The 19273-nt window shown below is 68.7% G+C and carries 16 protein-coding genes and 1 riboswitch; of the genes, 5 read left to right on the top strand and 11 right to left on the bottom strand.

Features of this window, described 5'->3' with window-relative positions; all coding sequences use genetic code 11:
• Positions 1–919 precede the first annotated feature (919 nt).
• The 7 genes from ACQCX5_RS09840 to ACQCX5_RS09870 all read right to left on the bottom strand — a co-directional run bounded on the left by ACQCX5_RS09840 (position 920) and on the right by ACQCX5_RS09870 (position 8950).
• A complete protein-coding gene (locus ACQCX5_RS09840) occupies positions 920–2233 on the bottom strand; it encodes an FG-GAP repeat domain-containing protein (protein ID WP_434541850.1) in 1314 nt (437 codons plus the stop codon).
• A gap of 66 nt (positions 2234–2299) precedes the next feature.
• Positions 2300–2420: riboswitch (cobalamin riboswitch) on the bottom strand.
• A gap of 85 nt (positions 2421–2505) precedes the next feature.
• Complete coding sequence (locus tag ACQCX5_RS09845) at positions 2506–3192, bottom strand: NAD-dependent epimerase/dehydratase family protein (protein WP_434541851.1); 687 nt, start codon at positions 3190–3192, stop codon at positions 2506–2508.
• A 10-nt stretch (positions 3193–3202) separates the two neighbouring features.
• The gene (locus ACQCX5_RS09850; protein ID WP_434541852.1) at positions 3203–4033 is read right to left on the bottom strand and encodes a carbohydrate ABC transporter permease; all 831 of its coding nucleotides are present in this window, start codon (positions 4031–4033) and stop codon (positions 3203–3205) included.
• Complete coding sequence (locus tag ACQCX5_RS09855; RefSeq protein WP_434541853.1) at positions 4033–4953, bottom strand: carbohydrate ABC transporter permease; 921 nt, start codon at positions 4951–4953, stop codon at positions 4033–4035. Before ACQCX5_RS09855 ends, ACQCX5_RS09850 begins: the two co-directional genes overlap by 1 nt.
• A gap of 6 nt (positions 4954–4959) precedes the next feature.
• On the bottom strand, positions 4960–6261 hold the full coding sequence (locus ACQCX5_RS09860) for an ABC transporter substrate-binding protein (RefSeq protein WP_434541854.1): 1302 nt from the start codon (positions 6259–6261) through the stop codon (positions 4960–4962).
• 17 nt (positions 6262–6278) lie between these two features.
• Entirely contained in the window at positions 6279–7883 is a 1605-nt protein-coding gene (locus ACQCX5_RS09865) for an FAD-dependent oxidoreductase (RefSeq protein ID WP_434541855.1), read from the bottom strand.
• On the bottom strand, positions 7880–8950 hold the full coding sequence (locus ACQCX5_RS09870; protein WP_434541856.1) for a LacI family DNA-binding transcriptional regulator: 1071 nt from the start codon (positions 8948–8950) through the stop codon (positions 7880–7882). The genes ACQCX5_RS09865 and ACQCX5_RS09870 overlap by 4 nt, the downstream gene beginning before the upstream one ends.
• 281 nt (positions 8951–9231) lie before the next feature.
• Here ACQCX5_RS09870 and ACQCX5_RS09875 point away from each other — a divergent pair, with 281 nt between their 5' ends.
• From ACQCX5_RS09875 to ACQCX5_RS09890, 4 genes are all read left to right on the top strand, one after another.
• Positions 9232–11619, top strand: coding sequence for an OmpL47-type beta-barrel domain-containing protein (locus tag ACQCX5_RS09875; RefSeq protein WP_434541857.1), 2388 nt, complete (start codon positions 9232–9234; stop codon positions 11617–11619).
• A gap of 256 nt (positions 11620–11875) precedes the next feature.
• Positions 11876–13567 (top strand): FAD-dependent oxidoreductase, encoded by a 1692-nt coding sequence (locus ACQCX5_RS09880; protein WP_434541858.1) that lies wholly within the window; start codon positions 11876–11878, stop codon positions 13565–13567.
• Between the two features lie 57 nt (positions 13568–13624).
• On the top strand, positions 13625–13786 hold the full coding sequence (locus ACQCX5_RS09885; protein WP_434541859.1) for a hypothetical protein: 162 nt from the start codon (positions 13625–13627) through the stop codon (positions 13784–13786).
• Between the two features lie 28 nt (positions 13787–13814).
• Complete coding sequence (locus tag ACQCX5_RS09890; RefSeq protein WP_434541860.1) at positions 13815–14090, top strand: metal-sensitive transcriptional regulator; 276 nt, start codon at positions 13815–13817, stop codon at positions 14088–14090.
• 130 nt (positions 14091–14220) lie between these two features.
• Here ACQCX5_RS09890 and ACQCX5_RS09895 read toward each other — a convergent pair whose 3' ends face one another.
• Both ACQCX5_RS09895 and ACQCX5_RS09900 read right to left on the bottom strand, forming a co-directional pair.
• Positions 14221–14466 carry a hypothetical protein gene (locus tag ACQCX5_RS09895; RefSeq protein WP_434541861.1) on the bottom strand — a complete coding sequence of 82 codons (246 nt, stop codon included), beginning with the start codon at positions 14464–14466 and terminating at the stop codon, positions 14221–14223.
• A 75-nt stretch (positions 14467–14541) separates the two neighbouring features.
• A complete protein-coding gene (locus ACQCX5_RS09900) occupies positions 14542–16233 on the bottom strand; it encodes a threonine/serine ThrE exporter family protein (protein WP_434541862.1) in 1692 nt (563 codons plus the stop codon).
• 224 nt (positions 16234–16457) lie between these two features.
• Here ACQCX5_RS09900 and ACQCX5_RS09905 point away from each other — a divergent pair, with 224 nt between their 5' ends.
• Positions 16458–17828: an FAD-dependent oxidoreductase gene (locus ACQCX5_RS09905; protein ID WP_434541863.1), complete on the top strand. Its 1371-nt coding sequence runs from the start codon at positions 16458–16460 to the stop codon at positions 17826–17828.
• A gap of 377 nt (positions 17829–18205) precedes the next feature.
• On the opposite strand, the gene recR is transcribed toward ACQCX5_RS09905, so the two are convergent.
• On the bottom strand, positions 18206–18805 hold the full coding sequence (gene recR, locus ACQCX5_RS09910) for a recombination mediator RecR (protein WP_434541864.1): 600 nt from the start codon (positions 18803–18805) through the stop codon (positions 18206–18208).
• 130 nt (positions 18806–18935) lie between these two features.
• Positions 18936–19244: a YbaB/EbfC family nucleoid-associated protein gene (locus ACQCX5_RS09915; protein ID WP_434541865.1), complete on the bottom strand. Its 309-nt coding sequence runs from the start codon at positions 19242–19244 to the stop codon at positions 18936–18938.
• Positions 19245–19273 lie beyond the last annotated feature (29 nt).

Genomic DNA, 19273 nt, shown 5'->3' on the forward strand with positions numbered 1-19273 from the left:
ATCGATGCCTTGCGGACGCTGCCAAGTGTAGGACGGCCGGGCTGCGCGGCCAAACGGCTGGTCGGGGGTGGTTGGTGCGCGGCGGGTGGATTGCCTGCCGGCGGGAACATTGCCTGCCGGCGGGAAGTTTGCCGTGCGGCGCCGCGCGGCAAAGTTCCCGCCGAGAGGCAAGCTTGCTTCCAGGGGGCAAACATCGCGCCAGGGCCTCCACCACGGCCCAACACCTGCTCGACCGCCGGCACTGCCACTTCTTCAGAGCCACCAACCCGCCCCCTTGCCTGCGCGACCAGGGTCCAGCCGAGCCGCGTGACCAGAATCCGGCCGGACCGGACCGATGGGACACCTCAAGCGGTGATTCGAGCCAGGCCTGCCGGAATCCGGTCACGAGCTGATGCGCGCTGGGCGAGGGGACGACCTGGGCTCGGCCGATGCTTCGTCCGACGGCCTGGGGGCAGCGCGAGAGCGGCGTGACCAGAAACCAGCAGGAGTGTGCCGGATGAGCAATCAAAGGCGCGACTCGGGCCAGTCCTGCCGGAATCCGGTCACGAGCTGGGTCACGGATCTGGGACGGCGATCCGGGCTGGGCTGAGGGAAGCTTGCCTCCAGGGGGCAAACATCGTACGAGGGCCCCCACCACGGCCCAACACCTCGACCGCCGGCACTGCCCACCCCTCCAGGGCCACCCACCCCTGTGCGCGCCCGACCTGATGAAGCCGCGGACCAGAATCGGGCAGGAGCGGGCTGAATGGGCACATGACGTGGCGATCCGGCCCGAGACTGCCGGAATCTGGTCACGCCCGGCCGGGTGGCGGCGGGCTGGCTGCCGCCCCCGACAGCAACCCGGCCGGTGGACGAGCCCATCGTCCACCGGCCGGGTCTGGTGTCAGGCCTCGAGCGGCCTCAAGCCCTCAGCAGGGCATCACGCCATCAGCACATAACCCTGCGCACCGGTCAGGATCTGACGTGCACCGCTCCAGCTGCCGACGCGGTTGGTGTAGGCGAAGACCGCGCCGTCATCACGCTGGCCGACCAGGTCGCCGCGGCCGTCGCCCGACAGGTCACCGGGGCTGAAGGCGAGCGTGAACCCGGTCCAACCCCGACCGACCTGCTGGCCCCACGAGATGCCTCCGGTGGCGGTGCCGCGGTAGGACCACAGCGTGCCGTCCTCGCGAATCGCCAGCAGGTCGCTGAGGCCGTCACCCGAGAAGTCACCCACGCTCAGCAGCTGGCGCATGCCGCCCCAGTTCTGGCCGATGTGCTTGATGCCCGTCAGCCCCTGCGGGGTCAGCGTGTACCTGAACAGCGCACCGTCAGCAGCACGACGGGCCACCACGTACTGGGTCGGGCCGCCGTCGAGCGAGCCGACCGGCACGATCATGTCCATGCCGCCCCAGTTCTGGCCGGCCTTCTTCCAGCCGGTCAGGTAGCCATTGCCCACGCCCCGGAACAGCCACAGCGAGTTGTCGTCGCCGCGACGGGCCAGCAGGTCACTGCGCTTGTCACCATCGATGTCCGCGATCTGGGTGATGTGGGTCATGCCGTCCCAGCCAGTTCCCACACGGCCCTGCCAGGTCAGTTCGCGGGTCGTCGAGCCGGTGAAGACCATCAGCACGCCGTCCTGGTCGACGGCGTAGACATCGGCGACCTTGTCACCGTTCTGGTCACCCTTGACACCGGTGACCGGGGTCGCCACCTGCGCGGGCGCCTTGGGCGTGGGCTGCCAGACCGGCGGCTGCGCCGGGCCCGTCTGCCAGCTCACGTAGTGCCATGCCTCGACGGTGCCCGGCTTGGGCTTGGACGAGGCCGCGCCGACCGAATAGAACGTCCAGCCCACCTCAGCGCCAGACACGGCCCCTGACCAGTACGACCAGAAGAAGCCCGCCGGGATGGGGTCGGGGTAGCCGTCGAGGGTGTTGATGAAGCCCGACCGCTGGCCCACGGCGAACCCGGCACTGGCCAGTGCCGTCAGGCCGGTGCCGAACTCGGTGGCGCAGCCAGCACTCTGCTCGTTCTTGTCATTGACCACCAGCACCCAGACGTAGTTCGCGGCCAGGCAATCAGCCTCGGGCAACGATCCCGGCTTGACGGTGACCGCCGCCGGGACGACCGCCGGCACCACCTCGGACGCCGCGGGCACGGACGCCGCGGGCACGGACGCCCCGGCCGGCATGGCCAGCCCGAGCAGCAGGCTGGCAGCGGCCCCGACCGCCAGCAGTGAACGTCGAATACGCACGATGTATCCCTTTCGAAGAGCCCGCGAAGGGTTCTCGAAAGGGGTAGCCGGCTGTGGCCGCCGTCCCGATGTCCTCGCGGGCGATGGTGTGGACGTCGGCGTTGGTCCGGCTCGCCCGCCAGCCCCGTTCGCACGGGAATGGCAGGTCACGGTTGCGGGTCAGCCCGGGAATCACACCCGGTTCTCGGCACGACATCTGCACACTATCGGCCCGGTCAGCGGGCGCGGGCAGCAGGGGTGGGCCGTGGACGCCCAGCCCCCACCACCTGCCCTCAGCCCTCGATCAGTGTCACCGGTGCCCCCGTCACCGCCAGCGCCCGGTGCCCGAACGGCATCTGCAGGCACTCCTCGACCACGTCGGCCAATTGGCTCGCCGCCAGCGCCGGCACCGGCGTGCCGTCATCCATGAACCGCTCCGTGCGGCCAAGCCCCCGCGGCCGTTCCCACAGCGGCCAGGCCTCGTCCGATGTCGGGAACGCCAAGCGCAGCGACGTCACCCGCATGTCGAACTGCCCCGCGAACTCGTGGCAGGCAAACTCGGCCAGCCGCTTGCTGAACCCATAGGTGTCGGTGTTGTCACCACGCCCCCGCGGGTCGACCGGCACCCGCAAATACTGCTCGAAGACCGACATCGACGAGATGTGCACCATCGGGACGACGGCATCGCGGCATGCGCGCAGGCATTCGACGACCGAGCCGACGTTCACGGCATAGGCCAGCCCCGTGCGTGCGGGCGGCTCGTCGGCCTGCGGCACGATCGCGGCCAGGTGGACGACCAGGTCGGCGCCCTCGACGACCCTGGCCACATCGGCAGGTGACAGCGCATCGATGCGGGTCTGGTCGGGCGATTCGTCGGTGACGGCGGCGTCAGCCACCAGCACCTGGTGGCCCCGGCGGCGCAGGTTCTCGGTCAACCAGCCGCCCACGCTGCCGGCGCCACCGATCAGGGTGAACTTCATGGGGTTCCTCTCATTTGATGCCACTCATCGTGACACCCCGCACGAACCAGTTCTGCGCAAACAGGAAGATGATGAAGATCGGCACCAGGGTGATCACCGAGCCGGTCATCACGGTGGCCAGCGACGTCTCTTCGGCATTCAGCGAGGCCAGGCCCACCGTCAGCGTGTACATGTCCCCCGACTGCAGCGCCACGAGCGGCCACAGGAAGTCATTCCAGTGCCACAGGAACACGAAGACCGCGAGCGTGGCCATGATCGGCTTGAGCTGGGGCAGGATGATCGACCAGAAGATGCGCAGTTCACCCGCACCGTCGACCTTGGCCGCCTCGATCAGCTCATTCGGGATGCCGGCGATGAACTGCCGCATCAGGAACAGCGCCTGCACATTGGCCACCGTCGGCAGCACCAGGCCCCAGTAGGTGTCGAGGCCACCCAGTTCGCTGACCAGCAGGAACTTCGGGATCAGCGTCAGGTGGTAGGGAATCATCATCATCGCGATGATCAGCCAGAACATCAGCCCACGACCAGGGAAGTCGACCTTGGCGAAGGCATAGGCGGCCAGCGAGGCCAGGGCCAGCACCAGCACCACGCCGAGCACGGAATAGATGGTCGTGTTGAGCATCCATTGCACCATCTCGCCGCGGCCCAGCAGTCGGGTGTATTCCGACAGGTCGATGCTCGTGGGCAGCAGTGAACCCGGCAGGCTGAACGGCTTGCCCGGCTGCACCGACAGCACCAGCATCACGAAGAACGGGAAGCAGGTGACCACCGCCACCAGGGCCAGCGGCAGGTGCGCCCCGACGGCGCTCCAGACCTTGCGTCGTGTTGAGCGGGTGGCCATCAGTCGTCCTCCCGGAAGAATCGTCGCTGGATGATGGTGATCACGACCGTGATGATGAACAGCACGACGCCAGCGGCCGAGGCATAGCCGAAGTAGCCGTACTTGAAGCCCTGGTCATAGATCATGTAGACGAGTGAGTAGCTGGCGTTCACCGGTCCGCCGCCGGTCATCACATAGATCAGGTCGAAGACCTGGAACGAGGCCACGATCTCGAGCACGAGCACGAAGAACAGCGGCCGTTTCAGGCCCGGCAGCGTGATGTTGGTGAACCGCTGCCAGACATTCGCCCCGTCCAGTTCGGCGGCCTCGTAGTGGTCACGGGGAATGTCGAGGATGCCCGCCATCAGGATGAGCATGTCGTAGCCGAACCGGCTCCACACGGCCACCACTGCCAGCGACGGCAGCACCAGCGTGCTGCTCGAGATCCAGTCGATGGGACCGATGCCGAACAGCCCGAAGAACCAGTTCAGTGGACCATTGGACGAGTAGATCCAGGTCCAGATGACGCCGGTGGTCACCAGCGAGGTGATCACGGGCAGAAAGAACGCGGCGCGATAGATCTTGATGCCGCGCACCGACCTGGCGGCCATCGAGGCCATCGCCAGCGAGACGATGACCACCAGCGGCACCGCGATCAGCGAATACACCAGCGTCACGCGCAGGGCATTCCAGAACACGGGGTCGTCGAACAGCGTCTGGTAGTTCTCGACGCCGACCCACGAGAAGTCACCGGCAAGGTTCTGAGTCATGAACGACAAGATGATGCCGCCGACCGCGGGCCCGGCACGGAAGAGCAGGAACAGCAGGACATAGGGCAGCACGAAGACCAGGCCAAGGATGGCCGCCTGGCGCGCCCCGGGCCGGCGGGAGCGCTTGCTGGGCGCCCCCGCCGGCTCGATGACAGATGAAGGAATTGACATGGCCTCTTACTTCTTGGCCAATGCCGCGTCGATCTTGGCAGCGGCGTCGTCGAGGGCCTTCTGGGGCTCCTTCTGGCCCAGCAGGGCGGCCTGCACCTCAGGCTTGATGATGCCCATGATCTCGGTCGCCTTGGGCGACTTGGGCTCGGTGACGCCCTTGTCCATCATGGTCGACAGCACCGCCTCGGGCGTGCCTTCCTTGTACAGGCCGGTCACGTCGCTGCGCGGCGACTGCTGGTTGCGCGGCGGCAGGAACTCCTTGAGGTTCTCGGGGGTGTTCTGGAAGTTGAACCAGGCCGCAGCCGCCTGCTTGTTCTTCGACTCGTTGAAGATCACCCAGGCGCCGACGTTGCCGTAGCCGGCGGACTTCGCATCGGCGAGCGGTTCGGCGACGACGAGTTCGTCCAGCTTCAGGCCGTTGAGCAGCAGCGAGGCGGTCGAGCGCGAGAACAGCATCGCGACCTTCTTCTGCGCGATGGGGCTGGTCTCGACCGGCAGCTGCTGCGTCAGGGCGTCCTTGGGCGTGTGGCCGCCGTCGACCAGCCACTTGGCGAACTCCAGGGCACGCAGGCCCTCGGAACCATTCAGCGTGGCCTTGGTGCCCTCTTCGTTGAGCACGGTGCCACCCGCGCTCCACAGCAGCGGGTAGAACGAGCCGTTCAGCGTCATCGTCGGGGCGGCGTCGTACTGGGTGATGTAGTAGCCCTTCTCTTTCAGCTTCGGGGCCAGCTCTTTGACCTCGTCAAAGGTCTTGGGGTAGTTCGCGGCGTCGATGCCCATGGCGTCCCACACCGGCTTGACGTGCAGGGTGGTGGTCAGGCCCATCACGGTCGGCGCGCCGTAGAGCTTGCCGTCATAGGTCATGGTCGACAGCGCGTTCGGCAGGTACTTGTCCTTGTCGGCCAGCACGTCATCGAGCGGCACGAGCAGTCCGCCCGAGCCCCAGTTGTAGATGTCGGCCGGCAGCGCATAGGTCAGGTCGGGCGTGGTCTTGCCCTTGATGGCGGTGCTCATGCGCTCACCGCGGGAGTCCCAGGGAATGATCTCGACGCTGACCTTGACGTTGGGGTAGGCCGCGTTGAACTTCTTGATCTGGGCGTCCCAGTAGGGGCGCTCGATGTCGCCGCCGATCGGCGGGTACCAGACGGTGATCGATCCCGACAACGTCGACGGGTCGCTCGTGCTGGCGGGCACATCGCTGCCGCTGTCAGAGCCACAGGCAGTCAGTGCCATGCCGCCCGCGACACCGCCCGCGATCATGAGGGCGGAACGACGGGGCAGGCGATGCTGGAAGGGGTTGCTGGTCATGGTCTTTCTCCCATTGGTCAATAGCCGCGGACGTGGCCGGGCCATTCGAGTTCGACACCCTGCTGGACAAGGGTCTTCTGGAAGTCCGCGGTGAGCTGGTCGCTCGCCTGGACCTGGTGCGGTGTCAGCCCCTGCGCCAGGCAGTGGGCTGCCAGTGCTCCTGCCGCCTCGCCGGTGTTCCACTCGACCGGGTGCAGGCGGTAGCAGCCATTGGTGATGTGCGTCGTGCCGACCGTTTTCGCTGACGCGAGCAGGTTCGTGACCCGGCGGGGGATCAGGAACCCGAGCGGCAGTTGGAACGGGCTGGCGGGGACGTCGATGTAGTTGTCTCCCCCCGTGGAGGGGTGAAGGTCGATGCGGTACATGCCCACACCGATCGAGTCGCGGTAGGTCCGGGCACGGTCGTCGGGATGGCGCATCCAGACATCGGTCTCGGTGACGGTCGTGACCGCCTTGATGCGGCGTGCCTCGCGCCAGTAGGGCGCCATGGCCAGGCCGTCGTCGGTGCCTGTCACATCTGGACGAAGCCTGAGCCCCGGCCAACCGGTGCCGCCATCGGGGCGCGGCGCCTCGGTCTGCATCCAGTACAGGAACGACAGCGACAGCTGGCGGGCCTCGTCGAGGCGCAGGTCGGCATCGGGGGCGTCGATGATGGGATGGGTGAAGTAGTCGATCTGGGGCCAGTTGACCAGCGTGATGTCCGAGGCGAATGCGCCGGGCTCGAACAGGTCACGGGCCAGGATGCGCCGGAACGTCCACAGGTTGCCGTCGCCCGGGGTGACTGACTGGTCGGCGTCAACGGCCAGCGCGTCGTCGCCGGGGTTGGGTTCGAAGAACCGGGTCGTCGTGGCCAGCGTACGCGGGTCGGGCGAGGTCCACGACAGCAGCGGCGCCCCCCAGAAGTCCGGCTGGTAGCCGGCCCAGAAGTCATACATCGCGGGCTTGTCGATCACGTGGTTGCCGTCGACATGGTCGAGCGCGAAACAGATGCTCACGGCCTGGTGGTTGTCGGGCTGGGCCGCCTCGGGTGCGCTCGGTTCGTCGAACTCGCTGCGGGCCTCGGCGCCGATGGCGTACTCGGTACCGGTCAGGGCCAGCACCTCGCCGGTCTCGGTGGCCTCGATGACGTAGTCGGCGCTCACCGTGACCAGGCTCGCGTCGTCCAACCGGGTGAAGGTCACCGAGGTGACCCGGTCGGCGTCAGTGGTCGCGCTGGTCGGGCGAGCGGGCTGGACGACGATGAGCTGGCCCTTCGCGATCCAGGGGGCGAGCATGTTCTCGATCACGGTGACGGCGGCCCGGGGTTCGTGGCACAGCTTGCTCACCCAGCCGGCGCCGGGGTTGAGTTCTGCCCAGCCACGGGCGGCAGCGGTCAGTGGGTAGTGGTCGCGGTAGTGCTGGCGCACCCCGTCACGCAGGGCGCGGTAGCGGGCGGTGATGCCGAACTGCTCGACCCAGGGGTGCTCGTCGAAGGGCACCGCCTGTGAGGTCGACTGGCCACCGAGCCAGGCGAACTCCTCGGTGAGCACGACGCGCTGCCCCGCCTCGAGCGCGGCGAGCGCGGCGGCGACGCCGCCCAACCCCCCGCCGACGACGAGGATGGGCGCGTGCAATTCGGTCATGAGGGCTCCTTGACGGGGACGGTGGGGCTGGTGGGTGCTGACGGCGCCGAGGTGAGCGTGTGCCCGACCTCGACGCGACAGGCGAGCAGTTGGGCCGGGTCGAGGGCGTCGTCACCTTCGATGACCGAGGCGAGCAGCCGCAGCGCCCGGGCGCCCATCTCGACGCGAGGAATGCGGAAGCCGGCGAATCCTTCGGGATAGGGCTCGTTCTCGGGCTCACCCAGCAGGGCGAGTGACAGGTCTGCCGGCACCTGCACCCCCGCCGTGATGGCCGCCGCGCGCACTGCCACGACATCGACATTGGGCCCGAGCAGTGCGGCGGTGGCGCCGTGGTCGCGGATCACCTGGACGGCCTCGGCCGGGGTGAACGCGCCGCCGTCGAGCAGGATCGGGCGGTGGCGTGCCTCGTCCATCGCGCGGCGGTAGCCGAGCACGCGGTCGCGGGCCGAGGGCACCGCGCTCAAGTCACCCAGGAACACGATGCGCCGGTGGCCGAGTTGCAGCATGCGGCGGGTGATCTCAGCGGTGGCGGCGGCATAGTCGGCACCGACATAGGGCACGTGCCCGTCGACGTCGCTGGGGTCGCGGCGGCCGATGTAGACGACCGGGTAGCGGCGTTCGCGCAGTTCGTGCAGTTCGCGGTCGTTGCCGACGCGACCGATGAGGATGCAGCCGTCGGCGATGTCGAGGCGGTTCCAGCCTGAATCGGTGAGGCGGCGCTTGCCGGCGGCGACCGGCGCGCTGGTGAACAACAGCAGGTCGACGCCGACGTCGACGGCCTCGGCCTCCATGCCGACCAGGAAGGGGTGGTAGAAGTTCGAGCCGTCGCTGGGGAAGACCGACTCATAGGTGAACACGCCCACGATGCGGTTGCGGCCCCGGGCCAGCCCCTGGGCCAGAGGGTTGGCGACATAACCGGTCTCGCGGATGGCGTCGAGCACGCGACGGCGGCTCTGTTCGCCGACCCGGGCACGGGCATTCGAGGGCCCGTTGAGCACGAGTGAGACCGTGGCCTGGCTGACCCCGGCCATCCGGGCCACGTCTGCCTGCGTCGGACGACGATTCATGCTGCCCACCTCTCGCTGGTGCTTGGTTTCTGGTGCGTGGTTTCTGGTGCTGGCGGCCACCGTTGGCCGTCGCGAGCCGGGCATCGATGCCCCGGCGCCGGTTGTGCAATAGCGCCAATAGATCATGCGCATGACTGAATCGTCAACCCCTCGGATAGCGCTTGCTGTAGGGATGTTGCCGATTCGTGACCTGATAAAGGTTATTCGTATTAGGGCATTGCGGTTCGATCACGGTGGTGCGCATACTCGCCGCAAACCCCATCGAGGACGCTGGAGGAAACATGTCCCCTCTCACCCGCAGAACATTTGTCGCCGCAGGTGCCGCCGCGCCGCTTCTGTCGGCGATGCCGGCACTGGCGCCGACCGCCTTCGCCGCGACCCTGCCCCAGCCGGGCGACCCGGCCACACCGGCCCCGGGCGGCATGATCGAGGCCCTGGGCGCCCCCATCGTCGAGCGCAACATCCGCAGCGCGTCGTCCGGGGTGCTGCCCGACGGACGACCCGTGCTCTATGTGCCATCGTTCGGCGAACCGGCCGTGATGAGCGTCGTCGATGCCCGCGACGGCTCGTTGATCTCTGGCCACGAGCTCACGGGCAAGACCACCGCGATCTATACCGGCGTGGCCCCCGACCAGTCGTACGCATATATCGTCGGCACCACCCCGGGCGCGGCGCTGTTCCGCTACGAGACGGCGACCGGCGCCTTCACCAACCTGGGCAACCCGGTGCCGGGCGAGAGCAACATCAACCGCATCGCGTCGTTCGGCCCGGACGGCACGCTGTACACCGGCACGTTCCCCAACGGCCATGTCGCGACCTACCACCCCGACCGTGGGTTCGAGGACTGGGGACCGATCGCCGAGGGCGAGCAGTACGCCCGCTGCATGGCGGTGGTGGGCGACAAGCTGTTCGTCGGCACCGGCACCAATGCGCGGTTCTTCGAGGTTGACCTGGCCACCCGGGCCAAGCGCGAGATCGCGCTGCCGCCCGAGTATGCGGGCAACCAGTCGTATGTCAACGAGATGTACGAGCGCGGCGGGCTGGTGTTCGCCTTCTTCAGCCCGGCCTATGCCTGGGGCATCTACGACCCGGCAACCGGGCAGTGGCGCACCTCGCTGACCGACATGGCCGCCCTGGTGCCCGCCGAGGTCATCGACGGGCAGGTCTACCTGGTGGGCCGCGACGGCAACCTGTACGGCTACGAGGTCGCGACCGGTGCCCTGACCCAGCGGACGACCACCGGCCGGCTGACCTCGACCCTTGCCCGGGGCCTCGGCCAGGCAGACCTGGGCGACCCGGCATGGCCCGGGACCAGCGTGATCGGCATCGGGCTGACCGGCAGCATGTGGCACTGGAACCCCGTGACGGGCCAGTTCCGCACCCTGTCGTCGCAGGCCCTCGGCGGGGCCCTGAAGATCGCCGCCATGGGCTTCTCGCCCGGTCGCCAGTTGTACGTCTCGGGGTTCCTGACGCCTGGCCGGGCCGCCAGGATCGACCCGGACACCCTGGCCAAATCACAGATGACCGGCCCCCAGCAAGCCGAGTTCATCGGCAGTGTCACCTCGCGCAGCGGCACCCACCTGTACCTCGGCACCTATATCGATGCCGCCATCTGGCAGTTGGACGAGACGAAGGCCTGGCAGTGGGGCACCAACCCGCGCCGCGTGGTGCGACTGGACGACCGCCGCCAGGAAAGGGTGCTGGTGGTGGCCAATGCCAGCACCAATGTCGCCATCGGCACGCTCGCCGACAAGGGCGACCCGAACGGCGCGCTGACGATCGTCAACCCCGACACGGGAGCGGTCGTGCACAGCCTCACGCCGGTGCCCGAACACTCGGTGTCGGCGCTGCTGTTCCGGCGCGTCGGGCCGAAGGCGGTGATGATCGGCGGCACGTCGAGTGTGCAGCTGGGTGTCGAACCGACCGACAGGAGCGCCAAGCTGTTCGTCCTCGACCTGCTGGCCGGCACCACCCATGCCGTGACCACGCCGTCGGCGGTGGCCGAGAACATCAACCAGTTGGTCGAATTGCCCGACGGCCGGGTGTGGGCGCTGGTCAGCGACTCCTCGATCCACGAGGTGACGGCGACCCATTCCTATGACACCGCCAACCCGTTCACCCTGACCACCCGCAAGGTCGTCGACCTGTTCGGCGAGCCACGTTCAGCGGGCTCGTGGGGGGCGCCCAAGCTGCAGGTGCTCGACGCCGACACCCTGCTGGGCAATGCGGCCGGCCAGGTCTTCACGGTCACGATCTCGACGGGCCAGGTGCGCATCATCACCGAGGGCAGCTATGCGACCGCCGACCCGGTCGGCGACGGCCGGTTCTTCTTCGCCGACCTCACGAAGGTTTACCGCTACACGCCTGAGCGGGTGGCGCCGGCGACCACGGCGAGCTTCAGCGGCGACGCCAAGGTGGTGGTGACGCTGGATGCCAAGGATGACCGCGCCGGCGTCGCCCGCACCGAGTACCGCGTCGACGGCGGCGAGTGGCAGGCCTATGCGGCACCGTTCGGGGTGCGGCGGGCACCGCGGGTGCTCGTGGAGTACCGCTCGGTCGACCAGGCCGGCAACGTCGAACAGGTGCGCGCAGTCACCGTGGTGGCAGGGCCGCCGCTGCAGGTGACGCTCGCCCCCAGCCAGACACCGACGATCATCGGCGGTGCGTGAGGTCTGGCGAGCAGCACAGACTGCCCGGGTTGTGCAGGGGTGCTCCGGCCCGGGCGCCAGGGGGGTGGGTGGCGGTGCGGTCCACCCACCCCCGCTTCACGCGCGTGGGCACAACGCTTCCCAGCAGCGTGCATCGACCGGGCCGATTCGGGGCCAATCAGCTGTTTTGCGCCAGTCGATGCACACTGCTGGGCCAGACGCCGCCTGCAGGGCACCCGGTTTTGTGATCAATACCCCCGGGGGTATATTTCCAGACGTGAGCCCAGCACCCACCACCCCCACCCGCATCGTCGTCGTCGGCGGAGTCGCCGGCGGCATGAGCTTCGCCGCACGCGCCCGACGCCTCGACGAGACCGCTGCGATCGTCGTGCTTGACCGCGGCCAGCACGTCTCGTTCGCCAACTGTGGCCTGCCTTATTACGTGGGCGGCGAGATCACCGACCCCCGGGCACTGCTGCTGCAAACCCCCGCCTCGCTGAAGGCCTCGCTCAACCTCGACGTGCGCACCGGCCACGACGTCATCGGCCTCGACCCTGCCGCGAAGACGGTCACTGTGCGCACCGAGCAGGGCGAAGAGGTCATCGACTACGACCAACTGGTGCTCTCCCCCGGCGCCGCCGCCGTGCGGCCGGGTATCCCGGGGCTCGACTCGTCGCGGGTGCGCACCCTGCGCACCGTGGACGACGCGCTGTCCCTGCGCGGTGAGGTCATCGCCGGCGCCACCAGCGCCGTCGTGCTCGGCGCCGGGTTCATCGGGCTCGAGGCGGCCGAGGCACTCGCACAGGCCGGGCTCGACACCCAGCTGGTCGAACTGGCCCCGCACGTGCTACCGCCCCTCGAGAGCGAACTCGCCGCGCTGGTCACCGCCGAACTCGACGCCCTGGGCATCACCACCCACACCGGCGTCGCCGCCACCGCCATCGAGCCCGGCCCCGACCATGACGTGGTCGTGCTGGCCGACGGCACCCGGCTGCCGGCAGATCTGGTCGTGCTGTCGGTGGGCGTGCGCCCCGACACGGCGGTGTTCGAACGGGCCGGCGTCGCCTGTGAGCGCGGCGCCATCGTCACCGACGAGCACGGCCGCACCAACCTCGAGGGGGTCTGGGCTGTGGGTGACGCGACCGCGAGCACCAACCCCGTCACCGGCGCACGTCGTACGGTGGCGCTGGCGGGCCCCGCGAACCGCGCCGGACGCCTCGTCGCCGACGCCATGCTGCGCCCCGACCGGGCCCGCCCGCTGCCCGCACCGCTGGGCACCGCCATCGTGCGCGTCGGCTCGCTCACCGCGGCGCTCACCGGCGCGAACCGCGAATCGCTGCAGGCCGCCGGCGTCGAGTTCCGCACGCTGCACCTGCACCCAAACCAGCACGCCGGCTACTTCCCGGGAGCGGCCCAGGTGCATCTGGTCGTGCATGTCAGCCCCGAGGGACGCCTGCTCGGCGCCCAGGCCGTCGGCACCGAGGGCGTCGACAAGCGCATCGACGTGCTGGCCACCGCGATGCGGGCGGGCATGGACGTGCGCGACCTGATCGACCTCGACCTGTCCTATGCCCCGCCCTACGGCTCGGCCAAAGACCCGGTGAACTTCATCGGCATGGTCGCCGAGAACGTGCTGAACGACACCCTGACGCTCTGGTATGCCGACGACCTCGAGCAGGTGCGCCAGGACGCCCTGGTGCTCGATGCCCGCAGCCGCGCCGAGTTCGCAACGGGGCACCTGCCCGGGTCGGTGAACATCCCGCACACCGAACTGCGTGGAAGACTCGACGAGGTGCACGCCGCGGCCGCTGGGCGAGCCGTCCGGGTGCTGTGTGTCTCGGGCGTCCGCTCGGCGATCGCACACCGGGTGCTGGCCCAGGCCGGGTTCGACTCGGCATCGCTGTCGGGCGGCATGCTCACGCTGCGGGCGAGTCTGGGTTCGAAGGCCGACGACATGCTCATCCACTGACCACCACACCCACGCATCACCACACCCACGCATCACCACACCAGCAAGGAGAACATCATGTGCCGAGCCGTCACCTGCAAGCAGTGCGGAAAGACCACCTGGGCTGGCTGTGGCCAGCATGTCGACGAGGTCATGAAGGGCATCCCGAAGGCGCAGCAGTGCCCGGGACACCCCCAGGCACCCGCAGTGAACTGGTTCTCGAAGCTCGTCAACCGTTGAGCCTGCAGCACCTGAGAAACTGGGAACCATGAACGAACATGACCCCGCCGCGCAGCGGCGCGTCCTGAACCGGCTGCGCCGGGCGCGCGGCCAGTTGGACGCCGTGATCAATGCCGTCGAGGGCGGTGCCCCCTGCCGTGAGGTGGTCACCCAGCTGGCTGCCGTGGGCAGCGCACTCGACAAGGCGGGCTTCGCCATCGTGTCGACCGCGATGAAGGACTGCCTGGCCGATCCCGAGGGTGTGGAACAGCAGGAGGGCCTGACCACTGAGGAGCTCGAGAAGCTGTTCCTGATGCTGGCCTGACCCCGACGGGGGGTCAGAACGCCAGCCGCATCAGCACGCGCGGAAAGCCGTTGAGCACCGAGCCAGTGTCCGCCGCCCAGGGTGAACCCGGCCCGTTCGAAGGTCGACCGTGCACCCACATAGGCCATCGTCAGGTCGACCTTCTGGCCCCGGTTGTCGACCGGGTAGCCCTCGACCGCCGGCGCACCCCGGGCGGCGGGTCGTCCGCCACGAGTTCGCGGACACGCTCGCCCCGTTCGAGGCCGTGCAACTGCTGGTTCTGCTTCGAGCCCAGGCGGTAGCTCAGGCACCAGCACACGTTGGCATCGGGCCGCTTGGGGCCGATGACGGCGGCCACATCGTCGAAGACCGTCGCCGGGCGAATGTCGATCGGCATGGCCCCAGTCTGACACCGTGGACGAGCCCCGGGCCGGAGTTGTGCCGGGACGCCCACTGGGGCGTGGCAGCAGCTTCAGACGTCGCGCTGGCCCCGTCCGCGCTCCCAGGCCCTGCCCAGGGCCAGACGGGTCTGCCAGTCCTGCGGCATGCTCAGCGGTCGTCCGACGATGGTGCCCAGGCTGGCCCCGGCGGCGAGCATCACTGCGATCATCAGCGCCTGGAACAGCAGGTCAAACGAGTTGTACGAAACCTCGGCACCCTGGCTGATCTGCACCAGGCCCAGCAGGCCGCGGTACAGGGCCATACCGGGCACGAGCGAGACCACACCGGCGTTGACGAGCGCGATCGAGGGCACCCGTGCCGCCCTGGCGAGGGCTGCGGCGAGCAACCCGCACGCGAAGGCCGCGGCACCGGCCAGTGCGGCGTTGGTGGCGATGCGGCTGCCCGCGCCGGTGCCGATCAGCCACGCCAGCAGGCCGAAACAGGCAGTCAACGCCCAGGTGCGGGGCGGCAGGTGGTTGTTGATGGCGAACGCGACCGCGATCAGGGCCGAGGCGATCACCTGCAGCCACCACACCGGTTTCACGCCGGTGCTGGGCGACAGATAGGCGGGCACGCCCAGTTCGAGCCCCACCCACAGGGTGAGGGTCAGTCCCAGCACGATGCCGCCGGTGAGCGTGGCCACCTCGACCAGTCGGGCCGAGGCGGTGACGAAATAGCCGTCGATGGCATCACGGACGGCGGTGGTGAGCGAGAGGCCCGCCAGCATCGAGATCATGCCGGCGGCCACGATCAATGACGGCGAGATGTCGACCGCCCACGTCGTGGCCGACCTGGCCCACATCACCAGCAGGGCCACGATGCCGACCGTCGAGGCCCCGGCCACCTGCCCGAAGAACGTGGGCGCCTTGATGCGCGCCAGCACCCGCATCACACCGTCGACGGCGGTGGTCGCGAACCCGGCGACCAGCGCCTCGATGAGGTCGCCACCGAACAGGGCTGCGACCCAGAACCCCAGGATGCCCTTGGCCAGGCTCTGCACCCACCGGCGATAGGTGCGCGGCATCTTCGCGATGCCGGCGATCTCGTGGCGGGCCTGGGTCAGGCCGATGCTGTCGGTGGTGATCCGCTCGACCAATTCTTCAACCGCCTGCAGCTTGCGGTAGTCGGTGGTCTTGGCGGCGACGGTGCGCAGCACGCTGATGGGGTCACCCTCGAGGCTGCGGAAGTAGCTGATCGTCACCGACGACATTGTCACGTCGGCATGCACTGTCAGCTTGTAGTGCTGGGTCACCCGCAACAGCAATGCAGTCGAGTCTGCAGCTGCTGCGCCGGCACCCAGGGCCGCCGCGGCGACACGCGCGGCCAGGTCGACCACGGCCCTGCCGTGGCGCAGGTCAACCTCGTCGGTCGACAGCATCGCGGTGCCGGTCATCTCACGGTTCTCTGACCAGATCTGGGTGACGAGTCGGCGGAATTTGCGCACCGACGAGCGGCTGCGGGCGCCCTTGAGCGTGGGCGGTTCGTCGGGTTGGCCGGCAGACGGACGACCGACGCGAGGACGGTTCGGGGTGCCGTCGGCCACGAGCGGCAGCGTCACCGGTTCGCCGTCGACCAGGGTGGTGATCGTCTCGGGGGCGGCATCAGCCGCGGGCAGCGGGTTCAGCGCTGTCGCCGCCAACATGTGGGTGGGGTCTGCCGTGCGCGGCGACGATGCGGAGTCGCGGAACAGGTGGTCAGGCAGCACCGGCTCGTCAACGGCCACAGCATTCCTTCCCGGTTCGAGTGACGGCATCCAGCCTAGCCACGGCTGCCGTGGATCAAGGCCGCTCCACCGGCCCGCGACCATGGTCCGAGCAGCGGTCGTCCACGGTGGCAGACGAGCGCGGCCCGGCTCGGACCGCAACCGTACGCAGCGCCCAACTGACGCGAGTAGCGTGGGCTCGTCGCGTGGACGACCCCCGCCCGCGCCGGGTCAGGAGGATTTCGATGGCAGACCTCACGGCAGATGTGCTGGTGATCGGTTGGGGCAAGGGCGGCAAGACGCTGGCAGGCGTGCGGGCCAGGGCGGGTGACCGGGTGGTGATGGTCGAACAGTCCGACCAGATGTACGGCGGCACCTGCATCAACATCGGCTGCGTGCCGACCAAGGCGCTGGTGCACCATGCCGACGAGCGCCGCGACTCGGACGAGCCCGTCGTGTGGTACCACGACGCCATCGGTGCGGTGCAGAAGCTCACGGCGGCGATGCGCCAGAAGAACTTCGACATGCTCGACACCGTCGACACCGCCACGGTGGTGACGGGGCGGGCGAGTTTTGTGGACGACCACACTGTCGAGGTGGTGGCCGGTGACGACCGGCTGCTGGTCAGCGCCGAGGTGATCCTGGTCAATACCGGCGCGGTGCCGGTGATCGTGCCCATCGAGGGGTTGGCGGGGTCGTCGCGGCTGGCGACCAATGCCGAGCTGCTGCGCCATGACGTGTTCCCGCAGCGGCTGGTGATCATCGGTGGTGGCTACATCGGGTTGGAGTTCGCCTCGATGTACCGCGAGCTCGGCTCGCAGGTGACGGTGCTCGAGGCCGGGGAGTTCCTGCCGCGTGAGGATGACCGCGTCAGGGACACGGTGCGCGAGGTGCTGCAGAATGCGGGCACGGTGATTCACACCGGGGCGAAGGTGACGCGGGTGGTCGATGCGGACGATGCCACGGTGGTGCACTATGAGCTGGCCGACGGCACCACGGCCGAGGCGCCCGCCGACATCGTGCTGGCCTCGACCGGACGCAAGCCGGCGACCGAGGGGTTGAACCTGGCGGCGGCCGGGGTTGAGGTCGGGGCGCGCGGTGAGGTGGTGGTGAATGAATTCCTGCAGACGAGCCAGCCGCACATCTATGCGCTGGGCGATGTGAACGGCGGGCCGCAGTTCACCTATGTCTCACTGGACGACCACCGCATCGTGCTCGACCACCGCTGGGGATCGGGCAAGCGTTCGAACACCGACCGGGTCGCGGTGCCGCAGACGACGTTCCTGACCCCGCCGCTGGCCAGTGTCGGGCTCACCGAGAAGGCGGCACGCGAGGCTGGTCACGACGTGGTGGTGGCCGACAAGAATGTCGCCGACATGGCCATGATGCCGCGGCCGAAGATCGTGGGCGACCCGCGCGGGTTCATGCGGTTCGTGGTCGATCGGGGCAGCCGGCAGGTGTTGGGGGCGACGCTGATGGTGGTCGAGGCCCAGGAGGTCATCAACGTGGTCGCGCTGGCGATGCGCCACGGGGTCACGGCTGACGAACTGCGCGATGCGATCTATACCCACCCGAGCGTGACCGAGGGCTTCAACGATGTGCTGGGGCTGATCTGAGGGTTGATCCGCGGCCGCCGGTTTATCCTCGACCGGCGGTCCATCCGCGTTTGCCTCGAACCCGCCCACATGTACACGTCGACACCCTTGTGTGCGCGCTGACACCTGTCGACGGGTGTCGAGGTGCATCCAAGGGTGTCGGCGTGCGCGTGGGCGCGGTCGCGCTCCCCTGAAAGGGCATGACGCTCCCAATCGGCGCGCCGCGCTCCCGTGGGGTACGGCGCCTACGGGGGCACCGTGCACGCAAAGGGTGCGGCGTGCGCCTGCGGGGGTGCGGCGTGCACCTGACCGGGAAATGGCACAGGGCTCAGCTCCGTGAACCCATCCCGCAATTGCCCTTCATCACCAAAGGCAAACGCGGGTAGTGGGTGCAGCCCTCAGACCGTCAGGAACCGGCGGCCGTCCAGGGCCCGGCCCAGGGTGACCTCGTCGGCGTATTCCAGGTCGCCGCCCACAGGCAGGCCACTGGCCAGGCGCGAGACCTTCACCCCCATTGGCAGCAGCAGCCTGCTGAGGTAGGCGGCCGTGGCCTCGCCCTCGACGTTCGGGTCGGTGGCCAGGATGACCTCTTCCACCGTGCCATCACCCAGCCGCATGCACAGCTCACGGATGTGCAGGTCGGCCGGACCCCGGCCATCGATGGGCGAGATCGACCCGCCGAGCACGTGGTACAGCCCACGGAACTCACGCGTACGCTCCACGGCCATGACGTCCTTCGACTCCTCGACCACGCAGATTGAACTCTGGTCGCGGCGCGGGTCACGACAGATGCGGCAGCGCTCGTCCTCGGAGACGTTGAAGCAGACGTCGCAGAACTTCGCCTTCGACTTCATCTCGAGCAGCGCCGCGGCCAACTGCTCGACATCTTCAGCGGGGGCATCGAGCAGGTGGAAGGCGATCCGCTGGGCGCTTTTCGGGCCGATGCCGGGCAGCCGCCCGAGGGCATCGATGAGGTCCTGGATCGGTCCTTCGTACACGTGGGTCAACTCCTGCTCACACCCGCACCGGACGGACGCCGGGCGAGCGGGTCCATCCTAGTCCGGGTGTGTGACAGTCCCCCGCAGGCGCCCCGGGCCGGGCCGGGACGCACTGGGTGTGCTGGGTGGATCAGAAACCCAGGTTCGGCATCTGCGGCATCGAGGCTGCCGCCTTCGCCTGTGCCTGGGCCGTGGCATCGCGCACCGCGGCGACGACCAGGTCGGCCAAGGTCTCCGTGTCCTCGGGATCGGCCGCCTCGGGCTTGATCACCAGGCCCTTCAGCTCACCCGTGCCCGAGACGGTCGCGACGACGAGGTCGCCCGACGCCGAGCCGGTGAACTCGGCCGCGGCGAGTTCCTCCTGGGTGCGGGCCAGCTGCGCCTGCATCGCCTGGGCCTGTTCGAGCAGGGCGTTCATGTCCATGCCTTCGGGGAACATCCGTGTCCTTTCGGTCGCGAGGGTGCTGC

This window comes from Aestuariimicrobium sp. G57 (assembly GCF_050110855.1).
In the GTDB taxonomy this organism is placed as follows: Bacteria; Actinomycetota; Actinomycetes; order Propionibacteriales; family Propionibacteriaceae; genus Aestuariimicrobium.

Coding starts and splice junctions, on each gene's coding strand:
- ACQCX5_RS09845 (WP_434541851.1), bottom strand. CDS start 3,192: ATGAAGTTCACCCTGATCGGTGGCGCCGGCAGCGTGGGCGGCTGGTTG.
- ACQCX5_RS09850 (WP_434541852.1), bottom strand. CDS start 4,033: ATGGCCACCCGCTCAACACGACGCAAGGTCTGGAGCGCCGTCGGGGCG.
- ACQCX5_RS09855 (WP_434541853.1), bottom strand. CDS start 4,953: ATGTCAATTCCTTCATCTGTCATCGAGCCGGCGGGGGCGCCCAGCAAG.
- ACQCX5_RS09860 (WP_434541854.1), bottom strand. CDS start 6,261: ATGACCAGCAACCCCTTCCAGCATCGCCTGCCCCGTCGTTCCGCCCTC.
- ACQCX5_RS09865 (WP_434541855.1), bottom strand. CDS start 7,883: ATGACCGAATTGCACGCGCCCATCCTCGTCGTCGGCGGGGGGTTGGGC.
- ACQCX5_RS09870 (WP_434541856.1), bottom strand. CDS start 8,950: ATGAATCGTCGTCCGACGCAGGCAGACGTGGCCCGGATGGCCGGGGTC.
- ACQCX5_RS09875 (WP_434541857.1), top strand. CDS start 9,232: ATGTCCCCTCTCACCCGCAGAACATTTGTCGCCGCAGGTGCCGCCGCG.
- ACQCX5_RS09885 (WP_434541859.1), top strand. CDS start 13,625: ATGTGCCGAGCCGTCACCTGCAAGCAGTGCGGAAAGACCACCTGGGCT.
- ACQCX5_RS09890 (WP_434541860.1), top strand. CDS start 13,815: ATGAACGAACATGACCCCGCCGCGCAGCGGCGCGTCCTGAACCGGCTG.
- ACQCX5_RS09895 (WP_434541861.1), bottom strand. CDS start 14,466: ATGCCGATCGACATTCGCCCGGCGACGGTCTTCGACGATGTGGCCGCC.
- ACQCX5_RS09905 (WP_434541863.1), top strand. CDS start 16,458: ATGGCAGACCTCACGGCAGATGTGCTGGTGATCGGTTGGGGCAAGGGC.
- ACQCX5_RS09915 (WP_434541865.1), bottom strand. CDS start 19,244: ATGTTCCCCGAAGGCATGGACATGAACGCCCTGCTCGAACAGGCCCAG.